This is a genomic window from Plectonema radiosum NIES-515, assembly GCF_025753815.1.
Taxonomy (GTDB): domain Bacteria; phylum Cyanobacteriota; class Cyanobacteriia; order Cyanobacteriales; family Nostocaceae; genus Hassallia; species Hassallia radiosum_A.
In genome coordinates, this window is record NZ_JAOWRF010000274.1 from 1 (window position 1) to 1,446 (window position 1,446).

1 protein-coding gene is annotated in these 1,446 nt (G+C 45.6%); it reads left to right on the plus strand.

The genetic code is table 11. The features are described 5' to 3' along the window. Positions 1-163 precede the first annotated feature (163 nt). Entirely contained in the window at positions 164-1,423 is a 1,260-nt protein-coding gene (locus OGM63_RS18925; RefSeq protein ID WP_263747207.1) for an MFS transporter, read from the plus strand. The last annotated feature ends 23 nt before the right edge of the window (positions 1,424-1,446 follow it).

Genomic DNA, 1,446 nt, shown 5'->3' on the forward strand with positions numbered 1-1,446 from the left:
GTTAGGAGTTAGGGGTTAGGAGTTAGGAGTTAGGAGGAGCGTGGTTAGTTGTCCCCCTTGTCCCCCTTGTCCCCCTTGTCCCCCTTGTCCCCCTTGTCCCCCTTGTCCCCCTTGTCCCCCTCTCAAGAACTCCCCATCTACCGTAGTCGTTACCCCAAATCTAATGTTTCCAACTGAACCTGCGGCTGTTAATAACGGGTTTGGCGCCCTGCTAAAAAATCGTGCTTTTATGCTTTTGTGGATTGGGCAACTAGTGTCCCAATTAGCAGATAAGGTTTTCTTCGTTTTGATGATTGCCCTGCTGGAATACTACCCATCTCCTGGGTTGGCGCATAACTCCAAATACTCAACTTTGATGGTAGCGTTTACAATACCAGCAATTTTGTTCGGTTCTGCTGGTGGCATTTTTGTCGATCGCTTTCCCAAAAAGCTAATCATGGTTGGCTCTGATGTGGTACGCGGTATATTAACGCTGTGTCTGCCGTTTTTGCCACGAGAGTTTCTGATTTTGTTGATAGTCACTTTTGCCATCTCCACTGTGACGCAGTTTTTTGCCCCAGCCGAACAAGCTGCCATTCCTATAATCGTCAAGCGAGAGAATTTATTGGCAGCTAATGCGTTATTTAGCAGTACAATGATGGGCGCTTTAATTGTCGGCTTTGCAGTGGGAGAGCCGCTGTTGAGTTGGGCAAAAGACTTGTTGGGAGAAAAATATGGTCAAGAGCTTGTAGTCGGTGGCTTATATGTGTTATCGGCTATAATCATGCAGCCAATTAACTTTAAAGAAAACAAAGCAACAGACGACACTGAGCCAGTAATTCACCCTTGGACTGACTTCAAACAGGGGTTGCGCTACCTAAAGAAAAACCGTTTAGTGTTAAATGCCATGTTGCAACTTGTGACATTATATTGCGTGTTTGCAGCTTTAATGGTAATAAGCATTAGATTAGCGGCAGAATTTGGTTTGAAAGAGAAACAATTTGGTTTTTTCTTAGCAGCCGCTGGGGTTGGTATGGTGTTGGGTGCAGCGATTTTGGGTAACTGGGGTGAGAAATTACATGGCAAACCTTTACCTTTAATCGGCTTTTTGATGATGGCACTGGTTTTGGGCTTGTTTACTTTTATCGACCACCTGGCGATCGCTTTAGGTCTGTGTGCAATGCTTGGGATTGGTGCTTCTTTAATTGGTGTGCCGATGCAAACCTTAATTCAACAGCAAACTCCCCCAACAATGCTTGGTAAAGTATTTGGCTTTCAAAATCATGCTGTAAATATTGCCCTTTCTCTACCCTTAGCGATTACAGGTCCGATTACCGATGCTTTCGGCTTGCGAACTGTGCTGGTAGGGATGAGTCTTGTTGTTGCTGCTGTCGGTGTTTGGGCTTGGCAAAATACCCGTCGCGTCTTGGAAGATGTAATTTAAGGGGGGGAGTGGGAAAGGGTGGG